Raw genomic sequence first — 21,818 nt, 5'->3', positions numbered from 1 at the left:
GTCCCGGCAGCCGGAGCCGCAGCGGGCGCCGGGACCTGGTCCGGTTCGGCGGCGGCCTCGGGAGACGGCGCGGGCTCGGACACCGGTCCGGGCTCGACGACGGAGGCGGGGGCATGCCCGGTCTCGGGCGCGGGCTCGGCGACGGGGGCGGGGGCATGCCCGGTCTCGGGCGCGGGCTCGGCGACGGGGGCGGGCTCGTGTTCCGCGCCCGGGGCCGAAGCGGGCACCTCCCCGTCCTGCGCGACGGCGGCACCGGTGGCTGCGGCCTGCCCGCTCGCAGCGGTTCCCGCCGCGGGAACGTCCGCGGTGCCCTGCCCGGCGTCCCCGTCGACGGCGGCGGCAGCGGCAGCGGCCGTCTCGTGCCCGGCGTCCGCGAGGGGAGCGCCCTCCGCGTCCTGTCCCGCCTCCGCGGGAGAGGCCTGCGCCCGTCCGGCGCCCGCCTCGGTGGCGACGCGGGCGACGACCGCCTGGGCCGCGTCCACCGGCTCCGCCGGTGGAGCAACCGTTTCCGCGGGGGCCGCCCCCGCGCCCGCCGTGGCCTGCGCGCCCCAGGGAGCCGCCGCCTGCGGGGCCGCCGCCTCCTGGGTGCGCGGGACGTCGAGGTATTCGGGGCCGAGGGTCGGCGGCCCGGACTGGCGGACCGGCACGTGGGCGGGACCGCGGTCGGCGAGGGAGCGGACCGGGCCGGCGGAGACGTTGGGAACGGGCGGCCCGAGGTGCAGCGGGCGGCGCGGCGCGGCCGGCGCCGACTGCTCGTGCGGGACCGCGAACCCGGGCGCCGGCGTCTGCCCCTGTCCGGGGTCGGGCAGGCGGACGCCGCCGAGGTCGACCGAGCCGCTGTCGCGGCCGGACATCTCGTGCGGGCCCGGCTCGTGCACGGTCTCGACGACCGGCTCCGGAGCGGGCGGGGCGACCTCGTTGCCCCAGGCGCCCTGGGCGCCGGGCAGCAGCAGGTCTTCGTCCTCGGCGGGACTGCCGGAGAGGTAGGCGTACGGGTCGGGCGCGGGAACGCCCGGCTGTTCCACCATGCCTGCGTTCTCCGGCAGTCCCTCGCCCGGGACCTGGCCGGTGTCGGTCATGCGTACCCCTCGCCCATCGGTTAGTGCTCCCTACGACCAGCTCACCCGGAACGGCGCACCGACCGCCCCACACTGAAGAACGAGCGCGCGTCCCCAGCGGCACGAACGGCCCGCCCGAAAAGGCGACAAAGCCATTCACTGGCATTGTCGCGGCCGTACGGCCGTCGCGTCAGCTTGATCGGCGACGGTTCCGCTGTGGACTGCGCCACGTTGCGCGTCCTCCGGTTCTGCCGTACCACGACCCGCCCCAAAACGGACGCGTTTTCCGGACATTGACCGACGAAGCGCCGGGGGCCCGAGTGCGGTACAACAATCGGCCAGCCTACCGCGCGCGGTACGACAACCCGATCACGGGGACGGCAACCGGATCAGCCGCTGCGCGCGGGCAGCACCCCACTGAGCAGGAACGCGACGCTCCGCTCCTTCTCCGTCCAGGCCCGGGTGTCGAGTTCGACGGACTGCAGCAGGGCGCACTCGACCCGGTAGCCGTGCTCCGCGAGGTCCCGGCCGATGAGTTCGGCCGCGTCGCGGGTGCCGGCGTGCGTGACGATGCGCTGCGGGCGGCGGTCGGCGACCGCGGAGACCACGGCCGCTCCCCCGCCGCCGACCCGGACGACGTCCGGCTCGGGGAGGTTCTCCAGAGCCTGCGGGGCGATGCCGTGGACGACCTGGAGCGGGACGCCGTGACGGCGGGCGGCGGACTCGGTGCGGGCGCAGGCCCCCGGATCGCTGTCGACGGCGATGACGGCGGCCCCGGCGCGGGCGGCCTCGGTGGCGAAGGCGCCGCTGCCGCAGCCGATGTCCCAGACGAGGTCGCCCAGGCGCGGCCCGAGCCGGGCGAGTTGGGAGACGCGCAGGGGCTCCCGCTCGCCCTCGCCGAGTTCGCCGTCGTACGCCTCGGCGGGCAGGGACCAGCCGCGCGGACCGACGGAGGGATCGCGTCCGGCGATCCAGCCGGTGGGCTCGCCGACGCCGACCGGGCCGCCGATGACGATGACGACGTTGGGGTCGCGCCAGGTGTGGTCGGCGGCCTTGTCGGAGGTGACGACGGTGACCCGCTCGCGCTCGGTGCCGAGTTCCTCGCAGATGACGAAGGTGCGGTGGACCCCCTCCATCAGCAGGCCGAGCTCTGCGGGACCGGCGCCGGGTGAGGTGAGCACCGCCACCTTGGCGTGGGACCGGCATACGTTCACCGCGCGTCGCAGGGTGCGCGGGTGTGCGACGACCACGTGGGCGTCGTCCCAGGGCATTCCGGCGCGGGCGAAGGCGGCGGCGACGGAGGAGACGGCGGGGACGACCTCGACCTCCAGGCCGAACTCGGGTGCCCGCAGGGTCCGCACGACGCCGAAGAACCCCGGGTCGCCGTCGGCGAGGACGACCGCGGTGCCGCGGTGGGCGGCGATGCGGCGGGCGGCGAGGGCGACGGACCCGAGCCGGATGCGCTCGGCTCCGGCGGGCACCTCGGGGAGCGTCAGGTGGTGGGCCGCTCCGGCCACCAGTGTGGCGGCGCCCAGCGCGGCGCGTGCCGCGGCGGTCAGCGGCGAACCGTCCCAGCCGATCACCGTGACCCGGTCGGCCATCGTCGTCAGTCTCCTGGGGTCTTCGCAGGTCGTCGTCGGCTTTTCCGCACGGGGGCGGGTTCGGTGAGAGTACCTGGTGCGGGCGGTGGACCGCTCCGCCGGTACCACCGGCCGTGGGCCACAGGTCCCCGGAAGGGTCAGTTCCAGTCGGTGTAGGCGGTGAACCCGGCCGTGTCGGCCGGCTGCCCGTCCGCGCCCTCGAGGTCCTCGGGCAGCAGGCTCCACACGATGAAGTCGGTGCGCACGTCGGTCCAGCCGCCGTCCTCGGTACGGACGTGGGCTATGCAGGCGTTGCGCAGCACGCCCTCGTTGATGCAGCCGATCTTCTGGGCGACCTGCTGCGAGGCGGTGTTGTCGGCGGCGGTGCGCAGCTCGACGCGTTCGAGCTTCTGGTCGCCGAAGAGCCACTGGGCGGTGGCGAGCGCGGCCTCGGAGGCGTAGCCCTCGCCGCGCGCCCAGGGGGCGATGATGTACGACAGTTCGGTGGACCGGACGTGCCAGTCGGTCTTGGTGAGCCGGACGATGCCGACCAGACGCTGGGTGAGGAACTCGGTGACGGCGAGGTCGAGTCCCCGTCCGGCCGTGCGTTCGGCGGGGGCGTGCTCGGTGATCCAGGTGCGGGCGGCCTGCTCGGTGAAGGGCTGGGGGGTGTCGGTCCAGGCGGCGACCTGTTCGTCGTTCATCATCTCGGCCAGGGCGGGCACGTCGTCCGTGTCGAGGGGACGCAGCACCAACCGCTCCGTGCTGATGGAGATGTTGGGGAAGGTGCTCGTCATGCGCCGCTCCGTAACCTGAGAGACCGTCGGGTGCTGCTGAACTGCCCAGCATGCAGCATGAAAGCACTGAACCGCACCACGGGGTCCTCCCCCACTGCCTGAACGGCGTGGGGGTACCCCCATCGCGTACCGGAGAGGACCCCGTGGGTGTCGTGCGGGCCGCGTCGGTCAGAAGGAGGCGACGACGGAACCGGCGTACTTGTCCTCGATGAACTTCTTCACCTCGGGGGAGGTGAGGAGCTCGGTGAGCTTCTTCACGCGCGGGTCGTCCTCGTTGCCCTCCTTGACGGCGAGGAGGTTGCTGTTCGGGTTGCCCTCGGCGGACTCCAGGACGAGGGCGTCCTTCGCGGGCTTGAGGTCGGCCTCGATGGCGTAGTTGCCGTTGACGACCGCGGCGTCGACGTCGTCCAGGGAGCGCGGCGTCTGGGCCGCCTCCAGCTCCTTGAACTTGAGGTTCTTCGGGTTCTTGGTGATGTCGGCGGGGGTCGCGGCGGTGCCGACGCCGTCCTTGAGGGTGATCAGGCCGTTGGCGGCGAGCAGCTGCAGGGCGCGGCCCTCGTTGACGGTGTCGTTGGGGACGGCGACGGTCGCACCGCTCTTCAGCTCGTCGGCCTTCTTCACCTTGTGCGAGTACAGGCCGAGCGGCTCCAGGTGGACGTCGACGACGGACACGATGTGGGTGCCGTTCTTCTTGTTGAAGTCGTCGAGGTACGGCTGGGTCTGGAAGTAGTTGGCGCCGACCGAGCCGTCCTCCGTCGCCGTGTTCGGGGTGACGTAGTCGGTGAACTCCTTGACCTCGAGGTCGAGGCCGGCCTTCTCGGCCAGGTTGTCCTTGACGAAGGTCAGGATCTCGGCGTGCGGGACGGGGCTCGCGGCGACGACCAGCGGGCCGGAGGTGTCGGAGGCGGCGTCCTGGTCCGAGCCGCAGGCGGTGAGGCCGAGGGTGAGGGCTCCGGCGGCGAGGACGGCGGTGGTGATCTTGGCGGTGTTACGCACGAAAAGTGCCTTTCCTTGGGTGGTGCGACCCCGTCTCGGGTATTACGGGGAGTCTTGAGGGGAGTTACGCGACCTTGCTCACGTCGGCCGCGGCGGGCTCCTTGGCCTTCAGGAGCCGGAGCCTGGGCGAGGGGCCCGAGCGGCCACCGCGGCTGTGCAGGGCGCGGGCGGCGTAGTCGCCGGCGAACTGGATGAGGGAGATGACCACGGCGAGGATCGCGACGGTGATCCACATCAGCCCGGTCTCGAAGCGCTGGTAGCCGTAGCGGACGGCGAGGTCGCCGAGTCCGCCGCCGCCGACGGTGCCGGCCATGGCCGAGTAGCCGATGAGGGCGATGACCGTGGTGGTGGTGCTGGCGATCAGTGAGGGCAGCGCCTCGGGGACGAGGACCTTGCGGACGATCGTCCAGGTGTTGCCGCCCATCGCCTGCACGGCCTCGACGAGCCCGTGGTCCACCTCGCGCACGGCCGTCTCCACGAGGCGGGCGAAGAACGGGATGCCGCCGATGGCGAGCGGCACGATCGCGGCCTCGCTGCCGATGGTCGTCCCGGTGACCCAGCGGGTGAAGTTCATCAGGGCGACCATGAGGATGATGAACGGCATCGAGCGGCCGACGTTCACGACCTGGCCGATGACCTTGTTCACCACGGTGTTCTGCAGCAGGCCTCCCTTGTCGGTGAGGACGAGCAGGACGCCGAGCGGGAGGCCGCCGACGACGGCGATCAGGGTGGACCAGCCGACCATGATCAGCGTCTCGGTACACGCCTGTTCGAGCAGTGGCTGCATTTCGGACCAGGTCACTTGGCCCCCTCCTTCACCAGCACGGGCGCTTCCCGGCCCACGAGGTCGATCTGCAGGCCCTGTTCGCGCAGGAAGCCGATCGGTACGACGTTGTCCTCGTAGCGGCCGGGCAGCTCGATCCGCATCCGGCCGACCTGGAGGCCGCCGACGGTGTCGATGGCGGCACCGAGGATCGATATGTCGATGTTGTAGGTGCGCGACAGCTGGGAGATGACCGGCTGGGTCGCGCTGTCGCCGTGGAAGGTGACGTCGAGGACGGTGCGGTCGTCGCCGGAGGCCTCGCCGCCGACGGGGAACAGCGCGGAGGCCAGTTCGGAGCCGGGGGTGGCGAGCAGTTCGGTGACCGTGCCGGACTCGACGATGCGGCCCCTCTCCATGAGGGCGGCCGAGTCGCAGATCGACTTCACGACGTCCATCTCGTGGGTGATGAGCAGGACGGTGAGGCCGAGCTGCCGGTTGAGGTCGCGCAGCAGCGCCAGGATCGAGCGGGTGGTCTCCGGGTCCAGGGCGCTGGTGGCCTCGTCGGAGAGCAGCACCTTGGGGTCGCCGGCCAGGGCGCGGGCGATGCCGACGCGCTGCTTCTGGCCGCCGGAGAGCTGGGCCGGGTAGGCCTTGGCCTTGTCGGCGAGGCCGACCAGGTCGAGCAGCTCCAGCGCCTTGCGGGAACGTTCCTTCCCGGACGTGCCGAGGATTTCGAGCGGCAGCTCGACGTTGTCCTGCACGGTGCGGGTCGACAGGAGGTTGAAGTGCTGGAAGACCATGCCGATACGGCTGCGTGCCTGCCGCAGTTCCCGGCCGGCCCGCGGGCCGCGGCCGGCGAGGGCGGTGAGGTCCTGGCCGGCCACGGTCACGGTGCCCGAGGTGGGACGTTCCAGCAGGTTGACGCAGCGGATCAGCGAGGACTTGCCGGCACCGGACTGGCCGATGACGCCGTAGACCTCGCCTTCGCGGACGTGCAGGTCGACGCCGTCCAGGGCGGTGACCTCGCGGCCGCGTGAGCGGTAGACCTTGGTGAGGCCCGTGGTGGTGATCACGTGGGATTCCGTCACTGTCGAGTGCGCGGCGCGTCGTCGGGCGCCGGGCACGAGGCATTCAGGGTCGAAAGCAGCCGGGCACGGCACGGCTCTCCGTGGGCGCGGCAAGCGGAACCGCACCGCGCGGGAATCGTGCGCGTGGGGGGGGCGTGGCTCAGTCGCGCATGCGGGGCGTGCGGGCGGACATGAGCGGGCTCTCGCTTCGGGGCGCGAGGCTCGGATGGTGCAGGGGCCCTCTAGAAGGCACGCATTCGGCGCGGACACATACAACGAGCACCGGGCGTCGTGGTCGCCTCGGTCGCAGGGATGCGGTCGCTCGTCGTGGTCATGCGGCAAGTAAAGCAGACGTCCGGTCCTGACCGGACACGACCGTCCGCATAGTGGACAGTCGTGGACACCGGTGTGCGCACGTCAGGGACGTACGGAGATCTCCATCCCCACGTCCGTGACCAGTACGGACAGGGCGGACAGGTCCTCGACGACGAGGTCGGCGGTGAGTTCGTGGGCCCGGTGGGTTGTGGCCAAGGCCACGGTGGTCATACCGGCGGCGCGGCCGGCCCGGAGCCCGGCGGGGGCGTCCTCGAAGACGACGCAGTGCTCCGGGTCGACGCCGAGGGTGCGGGCGGCGAGCAGGTAGGGCTCGGGGTCGGGCTTGCCCCGGGTGACGTCGTCGGCCGCGACGAGGGTCTTCGGCAGGATGCCGACGGCGCCCAGACGGGCCTCGGCCAGCCGCCGGGTGGCGGAGGTGACGACGGCCCAGCGCTCGGCCGGCAGGGCGCCGAGGAAGTCCTCGGTGCCCGGCAGCAGTTGCACACCGCCGCCCGGTACGTCCTCGACCTCCAGGTCCTCGATCCGCGCGACGGCCTGCGGGACGACGTGGGCGGGCAGCAGGTCGGCGGCTATCTCGGCGGCCGTCCGCCCGTGCAGCTCGATCCGGCCGAACTCCTCGGCCGTGATCCCGTACTCCCCGGCCCACCGCGTCCAGCAGCGGCGCACGGATTCGAGGGAGGACACGAGGGTTCCGTCGTTGTCGAACAGGAGGGCTTGCGCGTGGATCGTCATGCCCCGACCCTACGGCGCCGCCCGGCCCTGTCCGGCCGGCGGTCCGGCCCGCCCGGTCGAGACCGCCCCGGGCCCGCCGTCCACGCCCCGGCCGGCTCCCGGGGCGGGCGTGCGCGGATCCGGCGGAGGGCGGAGGCCGCCGGACCGGTACCGGAGGGCTCGCGGTTTTCCCGGCGTAATAAGGTCGCTGCCATGCTTGATGTCCTGACGCCGGCGACCGGCGTCGCCGCGTTGCTGCTCGCCGCCTGGTGCGGCTGGGCCGCCTACCGTGATCAGCCGACGAAGGACTGGCACTTCATCGGAATGGCCGTGGTCACGCTGCTGGCGCTGGTCCAGCTGGTCGTCGGGATCGTGCAGCTGGCCCGCGGCGAGGAGCCGGCGCAGGGGACGACGATCTTCGTGGCGTATCTGCTCGGCTCGTTCGCGTGTGTCCCGGCGGCCGGGTTCATGTCGCTGGCCGAGCGCACCCGCTGGGGGTCGGTGACGGTCGCCGCGAGCGGTGTCGTACTGGCGGTGCTCGAGGTGCGGCTCTATGACATCTGGGGAGGCTGAGGTGGCCGGGACGCGGGAGAAGCCGGACCGGACGCGGCTGATCGGCGGGCCCGGGCTGCTGCTGGTGTGGCTGTACGGGGTGATGGTCGTCGGCGCCGTGTCGCGCTCCGCGTACCAGATCGCCACCGAGTTCGACCGCGCGCCGCTCGCCTACACGCTGTCGGCGGCGGCCGGCGTGGTCTACGGCTTCATCACGTACACCCTGGTCCGCGGCGGCGAGACGGCCCGCAGGGCGGCGCTGGTGTGCTGCGCCGCCGAGCTGGTGGGCGTGCTGACGGTCGGCACCTGGACCCTGGTGGAGCCGTCCGCCTTCCCCGACGCGACCGTGTGGTCGGACTACGGGATGGGGTACCTCTTCATCCCCGTGCTGCTGCCCCTGACGGCCGTGTACTGGCTGCGCAGGGCACGCGCGGAGCGCCCGGCGTCCTGATCGGGCCGTCAGGCCGTCGTCGCGTACGCCTCCGCCTTCTTCTCCAGGACGATCACCGGCACGCCGTCCGCGCCCTGGGACGTCCCCACCCGCTGGTAGCCGACCTTGCTGTAGAGCCGCAGGTTGCTCTCGCTGCGGTGTCCGGCGTGCAGCCGGAACGTCCGGGCGCCGCGCTCGCCGGCGAGGGCCGTCTCCGCCGCCCGGAGGAGACGCGCGCCGATGCCGTGTCCCTGGAGGCGGGGGTGGACGCAGAGCTTGCCGATGGCGGCGGCGCCGTCCTCGGTGATCCTGCCGTGCACCGAGCCGACGACCTCGTCGCCGAGGCGGGCGACGAAGACGCAGTCGGCGGCGACCTCCTCGCGGACCGAGTCGAGGGTCTGGACGAGCGGGTCGATGCGGTAGTTGCCGTAGAGCGCCGCCTCGCTCTGGAAGCACAGGTACTGCAACCTGAAGATCTGCTCCGCGTCCTGCTCGGCCGCCGCAGAGATGGTCACGCTCATGCCCATGTGCGCATGCCTCCCGCTCACCTGATCACCTGTCGTCCCTCACTCCTATCCCCGTCCTCAGCGGGCCGCAACCTCCGGTGTGAGCAAACGACGCAGACATCCCAGGCATCTGGAACGTTCCGGGCCGAGACTGCCCTGTGAGATACCCAACTCCCCTGCGATTTCCCGGTATGTCGGGTCGTGCGGGGACAGCAGCGCCTCCATCAGCCGGGGGCAGCGACCGGGCAGCCGCCGCACGGCGTCCCGCAGGTCGCGGCGGCGGGCGGCGGCGAGCGCGAGGCGTTCGGGGTCGTGGCCGCCGTCGTCGGCGGGTTCGCGGCTCAACGGCGTTTCACGGCGGGCGGTGCGGCGGGTGCGGCGGGCCTCCGTGCGGACGGCCCGGCGGAGCCAACCCCGGGGATCGCGCGGCGGGTCCTGGGCGTCGAGGCGTTCGAGGAGGCGGAGCCAGACCGCCTGTTCCAGGTCGCCCGGTTCGGTCCCGGAGCCGAGCGCCTCGGCGAAGGCCTCCGCGGTGAGCAGCGGACGGAGGGAGGCGACCAGGTCGAGGGCGACCGGGTCGTGCGTCATGACCGGCTCGTGTGTCATACGCACAACGACTCGGCCGCCCCGGGCGGAGTTGCACGGAGCGGCCGGAACTCACCCCGACCGGGGCAGGACGCCTCAGTTGTTGACGAATTCCTCACGGGCCAGCAGGCCGGTGTCGGGGTGGTCGGTGAACACGCCGTCGATGCCGGTGGCGAAGTACGCCCGGTAGGCGCCGAAGACGTCGCCGTAGGCGTCGGGGTCGGTGCCCTTGCGGAAGTCGGCGGGCAGGAACGGGTTCTCGTTGCGCAGCGTGTAGGGGTGCAGGATCAGGCCCGCCCGGTGGGCGTCGCGCACCAGGGTGGTGGGCTCGGTGAGCCGGCCGCTGCCGTCGCGCGGGATGACGAGATCGAGGGTGGGGCCGATGCCCTGGGCGTAGGAGGCGATCTCCTTCAGGCCCTTGGGGGTGATGAGGTCGGCGACGGTGCGCGGGTCGCCCGACTCGACGAAGTCCCAGGGGCGGCTGTTCGCGCCGGACAGGAGCACCACGAGCGGGTTGTCGACGAGCCTGCTGAACCGCTGGATGCTGGTCGGCTCGAAGGACTGCAGGATGACCGGGGAGTTCCGGCGGTCCTTTCCGTACCGGCGCAGCAGCTTCGCGACCCGCTCCTCCAGGCCGAGGCCCAGCCCGCGGAAGTAGGTGGGGTGCTTGGTCTCGGGGTAGATCCAGACCTGCTTGCCGCGCTTGCGGGTCTGCTCGTCCTGCCAGCGCAGCACCTCCTCGAAGGTGGGGATCTCCCAGCGGCCGTTGTAGAGGGTGTTGTGCGGGCGGTTGGCCGGGATGCGCTCGATCGCACGCAGCCGCTTCAGTTCGGCGAGGGTGAAGTCCTCGGTGAACCAGCCGGTGACGGCGACGCCGTCCAGGGTCTTGGTGGTCCTGCGGTCGGCGAACTCGGGGTGGTCGGCGACGTCCGTGGTGCCGCCGATCTCCGGCTCGTGCCGGCAGACGATGTGGCCGTCCCTGGTGGGCACGAGGTCGCCGGCCTCGACGATGTCCGCGCCCATGTCGAGGGCGAGCTGGTAGGCGGCGAGGGTGTGCTCGGGCCGGTAACCGCTGGCCCCGCGGTGGCCGATGACGGTCGGGACGGGCAGGCCCTTCAGCCCCCGGCCGCCGCCGTGCCGGGCGTCGGCGGCTCTCGCCGTGCCGATCGGCCCCAGGATCGTTCCGGACGCGCCGAGCACCGCCGCGCCGAGGAGGGCCCGCCGTCCGGTTCCGCCCGCCTGCTCGTTCGACTCCCGCGTTCCCATGAGCGCCCTCCTGCCGTCGGCTCGTTCAGTGCGGGCCGATCGTAGGTGCGCGTGCGTGACGGGCGGGAGACCCCGGGCCGAACACACGGGTGATGTTGAATGTCGTACGTCCCTCGGCCCCGTCTCGTACGTCCGTCGTACGGATGCCGTATTCCACCGGGGATCTGACGTCTCGTCCGATTCGGACGGGCGGTCCGGGGCACTCGTCCGGTTGTGCGGGTGCGGGTGAGCTCCGTCACCGCGTGACGGCGGGGGTTCGGGCCGCCGGGGGACCGGCCCCGGCAGGTGAACCCGCTGTCAAGGGGGCGCAAGACCTCGGTCAGCCCCGCGTGCCCGATGTGCACGCGCCCCCGGACCGCGAGTAATGTCCTCACCTGCACAGACTCATACGGCATTCATCGACGTCCGCTTCCCACCGGAGGGCCCGTTGTCCCGCTTCGCGCTCATCAAGGCAGTGCTCGGCCCGATCATGCGCCTGATGTTCCGCCCACGGGTGGAGGGCGCGGAGCACATCCCGGGCGACGGTCCGGTCATCCTGGCCGGCAACCACCTGACGTTCATCGACTCGATCGTCCTGCCGATCGTCTGCGACCGTCAGGTCTTCTTCATCGGCAAGGACGAGTACGTCACCGGCAAGGGGCTCAAGGGCCGGCTGATGGCCTGGTTCTTCACCGGTGTCGGCATGATCCCGGTCGACCGCGACGGCGGCCGGGGCGGCGTGGCGGCGCTGATGACCGGGCGCCGGGTGCTGGAGGAGGGCAAGGTCTTCGGCATCTACCCGGAGGGCACCCGCTCCCCCGACGGCCGCCTCTACCGGGGCCGCACCGGTATCGCCCGGCTCACCCTGATGACCGGCGCGCCCGTCGTGCCGTTCGCGATGATCGGCACCGACAAGCTCCAGCCGGGCGGCGCGGGCCTGCCCCGGCCGGGCCGGGTCACGGTCCGCTTCGGTGAGGCGATGGAGTTCTCCCGCTACGACGGCATGGACCGCGACCGCTACGTCCTGCGCGCGGTCACCGACTCGGTGATGGCCGAGGTGATGCGGCTGTCCGGGCAGGAGTACGTGGACATGTACGCGAGCAAGGCGAAGGCCGCGTAGACCTCCTGCGGAGAGCGGTTTTCCGACGGCGGGCCCTTCGAGGGCCCGCCGTCGCCGTGTGCGGGGTGCGGTGCGCGTGGCGGAGGGAGCGGCGGGCCGGCCGCGAGGGCCGGGCCCTTCGGCGACCGGTGCCCGGGGCTCGTCGGGCACGGCCGCCGACCGGTGCCCGTGCCCGCGCCCCGTCGGAGCCCGTGGCTCACGGGTGCTCCGCCGTGTCCTCCAGGCGCTGCCCCCGCAGCAGGAACCACGCCGCGACCGCCGCCGCGAGGAGCACTGCCGCGCCCACGCCCGCCGCCAGGGTGAGGCCGTCGACGAAGGACTGCCGGGCCGCGTCCAGCATCGCCCCGGCGGTGTGGGCGGGCAGGTGCGAGGCCGCCTCGACGGCCCCGCCCAGCGACTCGTGCGCCTCGGCGGGGGTGCCCGCGGGGCCGGTGAAGCCGCGGTAGACGCCGGTCACGATGGAGCCGAGCACGGCGATGCCGAGGGCCGCGCCGAGTTCGTACGCCGTCTCGGAGACGGCGGAGGCGGCGCCCGCCTGTTCCCTGGGCACGCTGGAGAGGATCACGTCGGCGGTCACCGTGAAGGAGAAGCCGGCGCCCAGACCGACCACCAGCAGCGCCGCCCCGAGCAGGGGGTAGCCGGTGGACCGGTCGAGCACCGTCAGCGCGGCCAGCGCGAGACCGACGGCGGCGAGCCCCCCGGCGACGACCGACCGCACCGAGAAGCGCCGGGCGGCACGGCCCGCTGCCAGTCCCGCCGCCACCGCACCGATGGCGGCGGGCAGTTCGGCCAGACCCGCCTCGAACGGGCGCCTGCCCTGGACGAGTTGCAGGTACTGCGAGAGGAAGAACACCAGCCCGGACAGTCCGAGGATGGTCAGCAGGTCGGCCAGGACGGCTCCGCTGAAGCCGCGGTGGCGGAACAGCCGCATGTCCAGCAGCGGGGCCGGGAGGGTGAGCTGACGGCGTATGAACCCGTACAGGGCGCCCGCGCCCAGCAGTCCGGCGGCCAGGGCGGCCGGGCCCGGGCCGTGCGTCGCCGCCTCCTTCACCGCGTACACGACGCCGACCATGCCGGCCAGCGACAGGACGACGCTGGTCAGGTCCCAGGGTCCCGGGTGCGGGGTGCGGGACTCGGGGAGCAGCTTGACACCGACGGCCACCAGGACGGCCATCACGGGCAGGTTGATCAGGAAGACCGAGCCCCACCAGAAGTGTTCGAGCAGGAAGCCGCCGAGGATCGGCCCGATGGCGGTGCCCGCGGAGGCGGTCGCGCCCCAGATGCCGACGGCGAGGCTGCGTTCGCGCGGGTCGTGGAAGAGGTTGCGGATCAGGGCGAGGGTGGCCGGCATCAGGGTGGCGCCGGCGACACCGAGCAGGGCCCGCGCGAGGATCATCAGTTCGGGTGTCGTCGCGTAGGCGTTCAGCACGGAGAGCGCGCCGAACGCGGTGGCGCCGTAGAGCAGGATCCGTTTGCGGCCGATGCGGTCGCCGAGGCTGCCCATGGAGACGAGCAGGCCGGCGATCACGAACGAGTAGATGTCGCCGATCCACAGCAGCTGGCTGCCGGTGGGCTTCAGGTCCTCGCTGATGTACGGGGTGGCGAGGCCGAGGACGGTCGCGTCGACGGCCACCAGCAGCACGGCGAGCACGAGGACACCGAGCGCGAGCCACCGGCCCGGCCCCTTCACCGCCTCGGCGGGGTCCGCGGTCTTCAGGGTGCTGCTCATGGTTCCTTCCTCTGCGGTGCGGTGTCCGGGCGTCGTGCGCCGCCGAGCAGCAGCTCGACGACCATGTGGGTGAAGTCCTTGGGGGCGACGCTGCCCTCGGCCACCGCCCAGGCGGCGGAGGCGAGCAGTCCGTAGAGCGCCTCGGTGAGCCACGCCGGGGTGAGGTCGATCCGGAACTCCCCGCTCGCCTGGCCGCGCCGGAACAGGGCGGCGACCCGGTCGTCGATCCTGGTCCAGCCCTCGTTCCGCTCCTCGCCCTCGAACAGCTGGTTCTCGCTGTAGAGGAAGGCGAGCAGAGGGGCGTGCGGCTCGATCCCGGCCACCAGCCGGCGCACGGCGTCACCGGCCGGGCCCTCCTCGGGCCGGGCCGCCTCCAGAGCGGCCTCGCACTCCGCGATGCCGAGCGCCTCCAGGGCCCGGACCAGCGCGTCCCGCCCGGCGAACTGCCGGTGGAGCGTGGCACGGCTGATCCCGGCCGCCTTGGCGACCTCGTCCATGGTCGCGGTGGATTTACGGGTCAGCAGGGCGGCGGCACTGCGCAGCACGTGGTCACGATCGACAGCCATGAGACAACCGTACTCCACATGAGACAAGAATGTCTCATGCTGGGCATGCGCGTCTCAGTGTGTGCCGTGCGGAGGCCTGCCGGGGGTGCTCAGTGCCAGGGGAGCCGACCGCGCCGCTCCCAGTAGGCCTGCGGCTCCTCGGCCAGGGCGGCGAGGCGGGAGAGGTGGTCGTCGGTGAGGTCGACGGCGGCGGCGTGCAGATTGGAGGCGAGCTGGGGGACGGTCGCCGCGCCGGAGAGGACGACACCGGCCCAGGGCCGGCGGAGGACGACCGCGAGGGCGACGGCGTCACAGCCCAGGCCGGTCTCGTCGGCGACGGCCCGCAGCGCCTCCGGGGCGTTCGGGGCGGCCAGCCGGCCGTTGGCCATGCCCTCCTTGACGATCACCGTCAGTCCGGCGTCGTGCGCCTCGGCGAGCGCGGGCCCGGCGGAGGTCTCCAGCACGTTGTACGTGGACTGGACGGTACGGAACAGGGGCTCCCCGCCGACCGTGACGGCGAGGGCGGCGCGGATGGCGTCGGCCTGGGCCGGGCCGCTGGTGGAGAAGCCGACGGTGAGGCCCCGGGCGGCGGCCTCGGCGAGGCGGGCGTGCAGGTCCCGGTCGGTGAGGGCGGGGCTGTCCGGGGTCACCGAGTGGATCTGGTAGAGGTCGAGCCGGTCCCCGAGCACCGCCTCGGACTCGGCGCGCTGCCGCTCGTACGCGGCGAGGGAGTGGTCCTTGACCTCGTGCCGCTCGGCGTCGGTGGACCAGTCGGCGGTGTAGGTGTAGCCCCACTTGCTGCCTATGACGACGTCGTCGGCGTCGGGCCGGTTCTCGAGCCACTCGGCGAGGAACTCCTCGGAGCGGCCGTAGGAGCGGGCGGCGTCGACGTAGCGCACGCCCTGGGCGTAGGCGGCGTCCAGGAGTTCGTGGGTGCGGGCGCGCAGGGCGTCGACGCCGCGGTCGGCGCCGAGGTCCTCGTCACGGCCCAGGTTGATGTAGCCGGGCCGGCCGACGGCGGCGAGTCCCAGGCCGATGTGGCACGTGGGGGTGGTGGCCGAGGCCAGTCTGGCGAAGGGCATCGCGGGCTCCGTTCGGTCGGCTCCTTGCGGCTGCCGGACCAACGTAACCCGCGATGCCCGTGCGGCACCCGACGGGTTACTTCTTGGCGTTCGCCCAGGCGTGCTGGGCCGCCACGTCCGCCTTGACCTCGGCGAGCTGCACGGCGACCGCGGCCGGTGCGGTGCCGCCCCGGCCGCTGCGGGAGGCGAGGGCGCCGGGGACGTCGAGGACGGTGCGCACCTCGGGGGTGAGGTGGGCGGAGATCTTCGCGAACTGCTCGTCGGTGAGCTCGTCCAGCTCCTTGCCCTCGGCCTCGGCGGTCTTGACGCACTCACCGGCGACCTCGTGCGCGACGCGGAACGGCACGCCCTGCCTGACCAGCCACTCGGCGATGTCGGTGGCGAGCGAGAAACCGGCCGGGGCCAGTTCCTCCATGCGCTCGCGGTGCACGGTGAGGGTGGCCATCATGCCGGTGAAGGCCGGCAGCAGGATCTCCAGCTGGTCGACGGAGTCGAAGACCGGCTCCTTGTCCTCCTGGAGGTCGCGGTTGTACGCCAGGGGCAGCGCCTTGAGGGTCGCCATCAGGCCGGTGAGGTTGCCGATCAGGCGGCCGGACTTGCCGCGCGCCAGCTCGGCGATGTCCGGGTTCTTCTTCTGCGGCATGATCGACGAGCCGGTGGAGAACGCGTCGTGGAGGGTCACGAAGGAGAACTCCTTCGTGTTCCAGATGATGACCTCCTCGGCGATCCGGGAGAGGTTCACGCCGATCATCGCGGTGATGAAGGCGAACTCGGCGGCGAAGTCCCGGGAGGCCGTGCCGTCGATGGAGTTGGCGGCGCTGCCGTGCTCGAAGCCGAGGTCGCGGGCCACCGCCTCCGGGTCGAGGCCGAGGGAGGATCCGGCCAGCGCGCCCGAGCCGTACGGCGACACGGCGGTGCGCTCGTCCCACTGGCGCAGCCGCTCGGCGTCCCGGGACAGCGCCTGGACGTGGGCCAGGACGTGGTGGGCGAAGAGCACCGGCTGGGCGTGCTGGAGGTGGGTGCGGCCGGGCATGGCCACGTCCGGGTGGGCCTCGGCGAGGCCGATCAGCGCGTCCTGGAGGTCGGCGATCAGGCCGCCGATGGTGCGGGCGTGGTCGCGCAGGTACATCCGGAACAGGGTCGCCACCTGGTCGTTGCGCGACCGGCCGGCGCGCAGCTTGCCGCCGAGGTCGGGGCCGAGGCGCTCCAGGAGGCCGCGTTCCAGGGCGGTGTGCACGTCCTCGTCGGCGACGGTGCCGGTGAACGAGCCGTCGGCGACGTCCGCCTCCAGCCGGTCGAGACCCTCGATCATGCGCGTGAGCTCGTCCTCGGTGAGCAGCCCCGCCCGGTGCAGCACGCGCGCGTGGGCGCGGGAACCGGCGATGTCGTAGGGCGCGAGCCGCCAGTCGAAGTGGACGGACGCGGACAGTTTCGCCAGGGCATCGGCGGGGCCGTCGGCGAAACGGCCGCCCCAGAGCCGTACGTCACCGCTGTTGCTGCTCACTTGCGTTGCTCCTCAAGGCTGTCGATGTGCCGCCGCCTCCCCACGGTCGAGTGAGGAGGCGGCTGTCGGGCTGGTGCGTGTGAGGGTTCGCCGGCCGGTTACGCGAGGTCGCGCTTGGCCGCGATCTTCGACGACAGGCTGTAGATGTCGATGAAGCCCTTGGCGGCGGCCTGGTCGAAGGTGTCGCCGGTGTCGTAGGTGGCGAGGTTGAAGTCGTACAGGGACGACTCGGAGCGCCGGCCGGTGACGACCGCGCGGCCGCCGTGCAGGGTCATCCGGATGTCACCGGTGACGTGCCGGCTGGCCTCGTCGACGAAGCCGTCCAGGGCGCGCTTGAGCGGGGAGAACCACAGGCCGTCGTAGACCAGTTCGCTCCAGCGCTGCTCGACCTGCCGCTTGTAGCGGGCGAGTTCGCGCTCGACGGTGACGTTCTCCAGCTCCTGGTGGGCGGTGATCAGGGCGATCGCGCCGGGGGCCTCGTAGACCTCGCGGGACTTGATGCCGACGAGCCGGTCCTCGACCATGTCGATCCGGCCGACGCCCTGGGCGCCGGCCCGCTCGTTGAGCTGCTGGATGGCCTGCAGGACGGTGACGGGCTTGCCGTCGACGGCGACCGGGACGCCCTCCTTGAAGGAGATGATCACCTCGTCGGCCTCGCGGGCTGCGGCCGGGTTCTGGGTGTACTCGTAGATGTCCTCGATCGGGGCGTTCCAGATGTCCTCGAGGAACCCGGTCTCGATGGCGCGGCCGAAGACGTTCTGGTCGATGGAGTACGGGGACTTCTTGGTGGTCGCGATCGGCAGGCCCTTCTCCTCGCAGAAGGCGATGGCCTTGTCGCGGGTCATGGCGTAGTCGCGGACCGGGGCGATGCACTTGAGGTCGGGGGCGAGGGCGACGATGCCGGCCTCGAAGCGGACCTGGTCGTTGCCCTTGCCGGTGCAGCCGTGGGCGACGGTGGTGGCGCCGTGCTTCTGCGCGGCGGCGACGAGGTGCTTGACGATCGTCGGCCGGGACAGCGCGGAGACCAGCGGGTAGCGGTCCATGTAGAGGGCGTTGGCCTTGATCGCCGGGAGGCAGTACTCCTCGGCGAACTCGTCCTTGGCGTCCGCGACCTCGGCCTCGACGGCACCGCAGGCGAGCGCGCGCTTGCGGATGACGTCCAGGTCCTCGCCGCCCTGGCCGACGTCGACCGCAACGGCGATGACCTCGGCGCCCGTCTCCTCGGCGATCCAGCCGATGGCGACGGAGGTGTCCAGACCGCCTGAGTAGGCGAGTACGACGCGCTCGGTCACGGGTTTCTCCTCACAGTGCATTCGCTGACATGCATGAGTATGCAGGAGTCCGCATGATTCGTCAATCCGCCTCCGCCAAAGGGCGCGTTTCGGCCGTATCCGAGCGGAGCCGGCGGGTGATCGAGCACGGAGAACCGTCCTGCCGTATCTGTCGCCGAGCGCCCCCTCCGGCCCGGACCCCCTGACCGCCCGCACCCTCACCGGGTGAGGTGGCAGGCGCCGTGGCCGCCCCGTGTACGCGCCGGCCGGGGCGGCCACGGAACCCCCGGCGCGTCCCGCGATTCCCGCAATTCCTTAGACGTGCGAAAGGTCTGCGCCCATAATCGTTAGACATGGGAAAGACCTATGAGCGCATAGACGGCCGCCTCCGCACGTTCATCGAGGAACAGCCCGTCTTCTTCACCGCCACCGCCCCCCTGTCCGCCGACGGCACGGTCAACCTCTCGCCCAAGGGGCTCAAGGGCTCCTTCGCGGTCCTCGACGACCGCACCGTGGCCTACCTCGACTTCGCCGGCTCCAACGCCGAGACCATCGCCCATCTGCGGGAGAACGGCCGCATCACCCTGATGTGGTGTGCCTTCCAGGGCCCGCCGAACATCGTGCGCGTCCACGGCCGCGGAGAGCCCGTCTTCCGGGACGACCCGCGCTTCGCCGAGCTGCTCACCCGCTTCCCCGGCATCGACCACACCCCGCACGGCCTGCGCGCCGTCATCGTCGTGACGGCCGAACTGATCCGGGACACCTGCGGGTACGCGGTCCCCTTCATGGCCTACGAGGCGGACCGGGACCTGCACGGCAAGCGGTTCGCCCGGGAGGACGACACCTCCCTGAACGAGTACTTCACCAGGAAGGAGCACGTCGCGACCAGCCTGGACGGACTGCCCGGGCTGCCGTTGCCGCTGCCCCCGTCTACGGTCTGAGTCATGCGCCCAGGTGCCGTCCCCGCCGCCGTCCTCGTCTCCCTGTCCTTGTTCGCGCTCGGCTCCGGGCGGCCGTCCGCGCCGCTGCCGGACCGGATGGCGGACACCGGGCGCGGCACCCAGCTGATCACGGCCGTCGCCCCGGGAACCGCTTCCACCTCCGGCACGGTCACCTGGTGGGACCGGAAGGACGGGCGCTGGGTGGCGGCCGGCACGGCCCCGGCCCGCTTCGGGGCGAAGGGGCTCGTCGAGGGCACCGCACGGCGGCAGGGCACGGACACGACACCGACCGGGCTCTACGGCATGCCGTACGCCTTCGGCATCAAGGCGGCGCCGCGCGGGACGGCGTACGAGTACCGCCCCGTGCGCCGGGATTCCTGGTGGTGCCAGGACGGCGACTCGCGCTCCTACAACCGCTGGACCGAGCCCCGGGCGGCCGACTGCCGGGCCGCGGAGGCCGAGCACCTGATCACCTACCGGGCGCAGTACGCCCACGCCCTCGTCGTCGACTTCAACTACCACCGTCCGGTGCGCGGCCGGGGCGCCGGCATCTTCCTGCACGCCGACGGGCGTGGGGCGACGGCGGGATGCGTGTCCGTACCCGAGAAGTCGATGCGCGCGATCCTGCGCTGGGCCGATCCCGCGCGCAGGCCGCACATCGCGATCGGGACGAGGGGCGGGCGCACGGCGATCACCCGGTACTGAGGCGGAACGCGGCGCGGTCCCCGCTGAACACTCCCGCGTCACGGCACGTATCTGTGGGCCAAGGGCCGAGTCCCCACGGAGGAACCGTGACCACCACGCTCGCCGGCGGCCGTGCCGCCCGCCGCCAGACGATGCGCCGCATCCGTCCGCGCCGCTCCCCCGCCGTTCCCCTGCTGCTCGCCGTGGGGGCGGGCGCGGTGGCCGTGCTGTGGTTGTGGTGGAGCAGCACGCCGGCCATCGCGGACACCACGGGCAGGATCGTCGCCGCGGGCCGGATCACCGGTCTGCTCGCCGGCTACCTGATGGCCCTCGTGGTGCTGCAGATGGCACGGGTGCCCGCGCTGGAACGCCGGGTGGGCTCGGACCGGGTCGCGCGCTGGCACGCGATGAGCGGCCGCTACACCGTCTGCCTGGTCATCGCCCACGTCTTCCTCATCATGTGGGGCTACGCCCTCCAGGCGGGCAAGAGCCTCGGCGGCATCGTGCAGCAGACCGTCACCTCCGTCAACACGCTGCCGGACATGGGCAAGGCCGCCATCGGCACCGGCCTGCTGTTCGTCATCGCCCTCCTCTCCGTCGGCGGGATCCGCCGCCGGCTGCCGTACGACGGCTGGTACCACGTGCACCTGCTGACCTACGCGGCCGTGTACCTGACGTTCTGGCACCAGATCACCACCGGCAACGAGTTCGCCGTCGAACCGTCCGCGAAGACCTTCTGGTACGGGCTCTACGGCACCGTGACCGCGCTGGTCCTGTGGTACCGGGTCGTCACCCCGGTCCGGCTGAACCTGCGGCACCGGATGCGGGTCGAGGCGGTCGTCGAGGAGACGCCGGGGATCGTGTCGGTGCTGATCGGCGGGCGCAGGCTGCACCGGATGGGCGCGGAGGCCGGGCAGTTCTTCCGCTGGCGGTTCCTGGCGCCCGGGATGCGGTTCAGCTCCCACCCGTACTCGCTGTCGGCGGCGCCCCGCCCGGACATGCTGCGGATCACGGTGAAGGCGATCGGCGACCACAGCTCCCGGCTGCGCGAACTGGAGCCCGGCACGCGCGTGTGGGCCGAGGGCCCGTACGGTGCGCTGACCGCGCAGCGCCGCAGCCGCGGCAAGGTGCTGCTGGTCGCGGGCGGCGTGGGCATCACGCCGATGCGCGCGCTGTTCGAGACGCTGCCCGGCGCCTCCGGCGACATCACCCTGCTCTACCGCGCCAACAGCACGCAGGATCTGGCGCTGTGGGGCGAACTGGCCAGGATCGCCGACGAGCGCGGTGCCCGGCTGATGTACGCGGTGAACAGCCCCGGCGGGGAGCGCCCCGACATCTCGGCGGAGAGCCTGCAGCGGAAGATCCCGGACATCGACCGCCACGACGTCTTCCTGTGCGGGCCGCCCGGCTTCGCGCAGTCGGTGTACGACGCACTGCGCGGCGCCGGGGTCCCCGCGCGCCGTATCCACCACGAGTCGTTCGAGATGTGACCGCCGGAACATCCACACCCGTCAGGAGCCTGAGAAGCGATGAGGAAGAGTCACCCCGTCCGGCGTGCCGTGCTCGCCACCGCCGCCACCGTCTCCGGGATCGTGCTGCTGCTGTCGCTGAAGCCGGCGTCCGACCCGGGTTCGGCCGCCGTCGGCGGCGCGGCGCCGCCCGCGGCGGCCCAGTCCCCGCAGGGCGGCGCCCGGCCCATCGGGAACGGCACGGTCACCGGTGACGCGGCCCGGACCCAGTACGGCGCGGTGCAGGTCCGCCTGACGGTGAGCGGCGGGAAGATCACCAAGGCCGAGGCGGTGCAGGCGCCCGGGGGCGGACAGAGCGACCGGATCACCTCCAACGCCGTCCCCAGGCTCAACCAGGCGGCCGTCGCGGCACAGAGCGCCGACATCGACGCGGTCTCCGGAGCCACCTACACCAGCTCCGGGTACAAGAAGTCGCTCCAGTCGGCGCTGGACAAGGCGCGCGCGGCCGGATCAGCCGGATCGTCGGGTCCGGCCGGCTCCGGACAGGATTCGGGGAGCGCCGGGAGCGCGCGGGCGCGGACCGTCACCGGCAGTGCGGCCCGGACCCAGTACGGCCCGGTCCAGGTCCGGATCACCGTCAGCGGCGGGAAGATCACCGAGGCCGAGGCGGTGCAGGCGCCCGGGGGCGGACAGAGCGACCGGATCACCTCCAACGCCGTTCCCAGGCTCAACCAGGCGGCCGTCGCGGCACAGAGCGCCGACATCGACGCGGTCTCCGGAGCCACCTACACCAGCGCGGGCTACAAGCAGTCGCTCCAGTCGGCGCTGGACCGGGCCGGTGGCTGAC

General features: G+C 72.5%; 21 protein-coding genes and 1 pseudogene. 7 read left to right on the top strand and 15 right to left on the bottom strand.

All coding sequences use genetic code 11. The features are described from left to right. From RIM90_RS11440 to RIM90_RS11410, 7 genes and pseudogenes are all read right to left on the bottom strand, one after another. Nucleotides 1-1,079 (bottom strand): annotated as a pseudogene (locus tag RIM90_RS11440) (5,6-dimethylbenzimidazole synthase); the annotation flags it as partial. Nucleotides 1,080-1,447: 368 nt separating this feature from the next. Continuing rightward, on the bottom strand, nt 1,448-2,659 hold the full coding sequence (cbiE, locus tag RIM90_RS11435) for a precorrin-6y C5,15-methyltransferase (decarboxylating) subunit CbiE (RefSeq protein ID WP_309060519.1): 1,212 nt from the start codon (nt 2,657-2,659) through the stop codon (nt 1,448-1,450). Nucleotides 2,660-2,796: 137 nt separating this feature from the next. After that, entirely contained in the window at nt 2,797-3,435 is a 639-nt protein-coding gene (locus RIM90_RS11430; RefSeq protein ID WP_309060518.1) for a GNAT family N-acetyltransferase, read from the bottom strand. 168 nt (nt 3,436-3,603) lie between these two features. After that, nucleotides 3,604-4,431: a MetQ/NlpA family ABC transporter substrate-binding protein gene (locus RIM90_RS11425; protein WP_309060517.1), complete on the bottom strand. Its 828-nt coding sequence runs from the start codon at nt 4,429-4,431 to the stop codon at nt 3,604-3,606. Between the two features lie 64 nt (nt 4,432-4,495). Further along, nucleotides 4,496-5,233 (bottom strand): methionine ABC transporter permease, encoded by a 738-nt coding sequence (locus RIM90_RS11420; RefSeq protein ID WP_309060516.1) that lies wholly within the window; start codon nt 5,231-5,233, stop codon nt 4,496-4,498. Then, entirely contained in the window at nt 5,230-6,267 is a 1,038-nt protein-coding gene (locus RIM90_RS11415; protein ID WP_309060515.1) for an ATP-binding cassette domain-containing protein, read from the bottom strand. The genes RIM90_RS11420 and RIM90_RS11415 overlap by 4 nt, the downstream gene beginning before the upstream one ends. A gap of 411 nt (nt 6,268-6,678) precedes the next feature. Beyond that, nucleotides 6,679-7,329, bottom strand: a complete 651-nt coding sequence (locus RIM90_RS11410) for an HAD family hydrolase (RefSeq protein ID WP_309060514.1) — start codon at nt 7,327-7,329, stop codon at nt 6,679-6,681. Between the two features lie 192 nt (nt 7,330-7,521). Between RIM90_RS11410 and RIM90_RS11405 the strand changes: the two genes are divergently transcribed. Beyond that, complete coding sequence (locus tag RIM90_RS11405) at nt 7,522-7,881, top strand: hypothetical protein (RefSeq protein WP_309060513.1); 360 nt, start codon at nt 7,522-7,524, stop codon at nt 7,879-7,881. 1 nt (nt 7,882) lies between these two features. After that, nucleotides 7,883-8,311: a hypothetical protein gene (locus tag RIM90_RS11400; protein WP_375165429.1), complete on the top strand. Its 429-nt coding sequence runs from the start codon at nt 7,883-7,885 to the stop codon at nt 8,309-8,311. An 8-nt stretch (nt 8,312-8,319) separates the two neighbouring features. Here the strand turns inward: RIM90_RS11400 and RIM90_RS11395 are convergent, their stop codons facing one another. The 3 genes from RIM90_RS11395 to RIM90_RS11385 all read right to left on the bottom strand — a co-directional run bounded on the left by RIM90_RS11395 (nt 8,320) and on the right by RIM90_RS11385 (nt 10,647). After that, entirely contained in the window at nt 8,320-8,817 is a 498-nt protein-coding gene (locus RIM90_RS11395) for a GNAT family N-acetyltransferase (protein ID WP_309060524.1), read from the bottom strand. 57 nt (nt 8,818-8,874) lie between these two features. After that, on the bottom strand, nt 8,875-9,402 hold the full coding sequence (locus tag RIM90_RS11390; protein WP_375165428.1) for a sigma-70 family RNA polymerase sigma factor: 528 nt from the start codon (nt 9,400-9,402) through the stop codon (nt 8,875-8,877). Nucleotides 9,403-9,477: 75 nt separating this feature from the next. Next, nucleotides 9,478-10,647, bottom strand: coding sequence for a glycerophosphodiester phosphodiesterase (locus tag RIM90_RS11385; protein ID WP_309060511.1), 1,170 nt, complete (start codon nt 10,645-10,647; stop codon nt 9,478-9,480). 427 nt (nt 10,648-11,074) lie between these two features. On the opposite strand from RIM90_RS11385, the gene RIM90_RS11380 reads away from it, so the two are divergent. Then, a complete protein-coding gene (locus tag RIM90_RS11380; RefSeq protein WP_184824447.1) occupies nt 11,075-11,746 on the top strand; it encodes a 1-acyl-sn-glycerol-3-phosphate acyltransferase in 672 nt (223 codons plus the stop codon). A 196-nt stretch (nt 11,747-11,942) separates the two neighbouring features. On the opposite strand, the gene RIM90_RS11375 is transcribed toward RIM90_RS11380, so the two are convergent. The 5 genes from RIM90_RS11375 to RIM90_RS11355 form a co-directional block, all read right to left on the bottom strand. After that, nucleotides 11,943-13,475 carry an MFS transporter gene (locus tag RIM90_RS11375; protein ID WP_309060510.1) on the bottom strand — a complete coding sequence of 511 codons (1,533 nt, stop codon included), beginning with the start codon at nt 13,473-13,475 and terminating at the stop codon, nt 11,943-11,945. Next, complete coding sequence (locus RIM90_RS11370; RefSeq protein WP_309060509.1) at nt 13,472-14,041, bottom strand: TetR/AcrR family transcriptional regulator; 570 nt, start codon at nt 14,039-14,041, stop codon at nt 13,472-13,474. Before RIM90_RS11370 ends, RIM90_RS11375 begins: the two co-directional genes overlap by 4 nt. Before the next feature lie 89 nt (nt 14,042-14,130). Further along, nucleotides 14,131-15,102, bottom strand: a complete 972-nt coding sequence (locus RIM90_RS11365) for an aldo/keto reductase (protein ID WP_309060508.1) — start codon at nt 15,100-15,102, stop codon at nt 14,131-14,133. Nucleotides 15,103-15,178: 76 nt separating this feature from the next. Then, on the bottom strand, nt 15,179-16,606 hold the full coding sequence (gene argH / locus RIM90_RS11360) for an argininosuccinate lyase (protein WP_309060507.1): 1,428 nt from the start codon (nt 16,604-16,606) through the stop codon (nt 15,179-15,181). A 98-nt stretch (nt 16,607-16,704) separates the two neighbouring features. Continuing rightward, the gene (locus tag RIM90_RS11355; protein ID WP_309060506.1) at nt 16,705-17,898 is read right to left on the bottom strand and encodes an argininosuccinate synthase; all 1,194 of its coding nucleotides are present in this window, start codon (nt 17,896-17,898) and stop codon (nt 16,705-16,707) included. 332 nt (nt 17,899-18,230) lie between these two features. Between RIM90_RS11355 and RIM90_RS11350 the strand changes: the two genes are divergently transcribed. The 4 genes from RIM90_RS11350 (at nt 18,231) to RIM90_RS11335 (ending at nt 21,817) form a co-directional block, all read left to right on the top strand. After that, entirely contained in the window at nt 18,231-18,818 is a 588-nt protein-coding gene (locus RIM90_RS11350; RefSeq protein WP_309060505.1) for a pyridoxamine 5'-phosphate oxidase family protein, read from the top strand. Between the two features lie 3 nt (nt 18,819-18,821). Beyond that, on the top strand, nt 18,822-19,523 hold the full coding sequence (locus tag RIM90_RS11345) for a L,D-transpeptidase family protein (protein ID WP_309060504.1): 702 nt from the start codon (nt 18,822-18,824) through the stop codon (nt 19,521-19,523). An 86-nt stretch (nt 19,524-19,609) separates the two neighbouring features. Continuing rightward, a complete protein-coding gene (locus tag RIM90_RS11340; protein ID WP_309060503.1) occupies nt 19,610-20,992 on the top strand; it encodes a ferredoxin reductase family protein in 1,383 nt (460 codons plus the stop codon). 39 nt (nt 20,993-21,031) lie between these two features. Next, nucleotides 21,032-21,817 (top strand): FMN-binding protein, encoded by a 786-nt coding sequence (locus tag RIM90_RS11335; RefSeq protein ID WP_309060502.1) that lies wholly within the window; start codon nt 21,032-21,034, stop codon nt 21,815-21,817. The last annotated feature ends 1 nt before the right edge of the window (nt 21,818 follow it).

It is taken from the genome of Streptomyces sp., from assembly GCF_031181555.1.
In the GTDB taxonomy this organism is placed as follows: Bacteria; Actinomycetota; Actinomycetes; order Streptomycetales; family Streptomycetaceae; genus Streptomyces; species Streptomyces fimbriatus.
This window is presented reverse-complemented; position numbering and strand designations above follow the sequence as displayed.